Here is a 2,540-nt window from a genome sequence, read left to right as displayed (position 1 = left end):
CACATATGTATGTATGCATTAATATTTTTAATTTTTAAAATTTTTATAAATAAATAAAAAAAGGGAGTATGTAATGGCGAGAAGAGGATTTAGAAGTTATTTTAGAAGCAATAGAAAAAGTAAAATGACTTTAATTAATTTTTTTTGGGCTTATGTTTTTCCAGTGGTTGGTGTTGTTTTTGTGCTTTGTGGTATTTTAGGACACTTTGGTTACATAACCATTAGTAAATAATGAAAGGAGTTATAAAATAAATGACTTTAATGGGTTTTTTAAAATTAATTGGTTGYGCTGGTATTGTTATGTTTATTTTTTATAAATTAGGTTATATTGTTCCAGTYGCTRCMAAATTASCGTGGATTAAATAATTCATGGCTTATGATATTAAAAATCGTCAGCGTTTACGTAAAGTAATTTATGCTGACGGTAAAGTTATTTATTATTCACAAAAGAACGGTAAAAAGTCATTGGTAATATATCCAAATGGAAAAAAGTACTATTATAAAAATCATCTTTCTAAACACAAATGATTAAAAATTCAACAAAGGGATAATATTATCCCTTTTTGATAAAAAAAGGATGTTTTAAATAATGTTAAATCATCAACAATTAAAGGCTGTTAATTTTTCTTTACAACCTTTATATTTAAATGCTGGTGCAGGGACTGGGAAAACGACAACTCTTTTATCGAGATTTCATTTTCTAAGTAAACAAATTAGTATTAAAAATATTTTAATTTTAACTTTTAATAAAAATGCCGTGAATAACCTTAAAAAAAGATTAAAGGAAAAAGATGCTAAAATCATGACTTTTCATGGTTTTGCTTTAATGGTATTAAAACAAAATTTAGCTTATTTAAAAGATTTTCATTTTAAAAATTTTCGTTTAATTGACGAAATAGAAATTCATGAAATTATTAGAAATTTATTAAATCAATTTCAAATCAAAATTATTTGTGGGTTAGATAATATTATTTCATCTATTTCTAAAATAAAAAGAAAAATCATTACCAAAATTAACCCTTTTTTTCAAAAATTTTTTCACTCTTATAATCAAATTCTTTGTGAAAAAGAGTTAATGGATTTTGATGATTTAATTGTTTATACTTACTATTTATTTCAAAATCATTATTTTTTATTAAACGATTATCAACAAAAATTTCCTTATCTTTTAGTAGATGAAGCCCAAGATATTGATTATTATCAAATGGAAATTTTAAAAATGTTAGGGACTAAAAGCCTTTTATTTATGGTAGGTGATGAACACCAAAATATCTATAGTTTTCGAGGAACTAAAAATATTTATAGTCAACATTTAAAAGAAACTTTTCAAATGAACGAATTAAAATTAACTTATAATTATCGTTCTAGTTCTAATATTGTAAAAACCGCGAATCATCTTTTACCTCTTTCTTATCAATTAAAACCTACTTTAAAAACAATAGGTAAAGTTATTTATCAACCTTGTTGGGATGAAACACAAGAAGCTTTATTTCTTGTTAAAGAAATTAAAGAGTTAATTGAAAGTAAGAAATATCAATTGAATGATATTGTTATTCTTTATCGTAAAAAAGCTCTTAAAAAAGTATTAGAACAGTTTTTAAATAAAAACAATATTCCTTTTAAAGTTCCAAAAAAAATTGTTTATGTTCCAACTAATATTAAATTATCAAAAGAAATTGAAAAGAAATTAAAAATTTTAAATAAAAAATTTAATATCAAAAGAGAAACCATTATAAAAAATCATTTAACTTTAACCTCTATTCATCAAATGAAAGGGTTAGAGTCAAAAATAGTTTTTTTAATTGGTTGCGAACAAGAAACTTTTTTTGATACTTTTTTAGGCTATTCATCTTTAGAGGAGGAAAAACGTTTAATGTATGTCGCGATAACAAGAGCGAGAGAACTTTTATATATTACTCATACGCTCTATCGTAATCTTTACGCTTATCATCAAAAAATGAATCCTCTTTGTTTCTTAAAAGAGATGAATTTAATTTAAATTTAAAAAATTAAAATGAAAAGGATTAATTAAAAATGGATTTCCAACAAACAATGATTAATATTTTTGAATCTAAAATCTTTGCCTCTTTTTTATCTTTTTTGTGTGGCATTTGTATCTATCGTTTTTATCTTTACATTAAAGAATTACAAACTAAATATGAATATTCYGATGAATTAAGRGAAATTGYAAACAATTATATTTTAAAYGGAGAATTAAAAACAAAAGAATTTGCCCGTTTATTTCATCAMATGTGYCAAATGGCGAATTACATGGGAATTTATCGCCAAGATGTTCAGCGTATGATGCGTGAGGTCCAAGAAAACGGTAAATTAGATTTTTTAGATGTCGAACCTAATGAAAAAGAAAATGATACACCTAAAGAATTTAATAAAGAACCTCTTTATAAATCACCTTATAATTTAATCTCAGATGATGTAAAAGTTAATCAAATAATCTATAAAGGAAAAGAAAAAAATGATAAATGAAATACGTTTAATGAAGAAAAAAATGATAAATGAAATACGTTTAATGGGTCATC

Annotated in this window: 3 protein-coding genes and 1 pseudogene; all 4 read left to right on the top strand. The window is 23.6% G+C overall.

Annotation, left to right across the window (positions count from 1 at the left end; translation table 4 throughout):
* Positions 1 to 73 precede the first annotated feature (73 nt).
* Positions 74 to 232, top strand: a complete 159-nt coding sequence (locus C6B38_RS10530) for a hypothetical protein (protein WP_199558552.1) — start codon at positions 74 to 76, stop codon at positions 230 to 232.
* Positions 233 to 369: 137 nt separating this feature from the next.
* Complete coding sequence (locus tag C6B38_RS02120) at positions 370 to 570, top strand: hypothetical protein (protein ID WP_105298471.1); 201 nt, start codon at positions 370 to 372, stop codon at positions 568 to 570.
* Positions 571 to 589: 19 nt separating this feature from the next.
* Positions 590 to 1,999, top strand: a complete 1,410-nt coding sequence (locus C6B38_RS02115; RefSeq protein WP_105298470.1) for an ATP-dependent helicase — start codon at positions 590 to 592, stop codon at positions 1,997 to 1,999.
* A 251-nt stretch (positions 2,000 to 2,250) separates the two neighbouring features.
* Positions 2,251 to 2,540: pseudogene (locus C6B38_RS10525) on the top strand (hypothetical protein); the annotation flags it as partial.

Source organism: Spiroplasma sp. ChiS, assembly GCF_002968355.1.
Taxonomy (GTDB): domain Bacteria; phylum Bacillota_I; class Bacilli_A; order Mycoplasmatales; family Mycoplasmataceae; genus Spiroplasma; species Spiroplasma citri.
The sequence above is the reverse complement of the archived record's forward strand: the minus strand, read 5'-3'. Positions and strand labels throughout refer to the sequence as shown.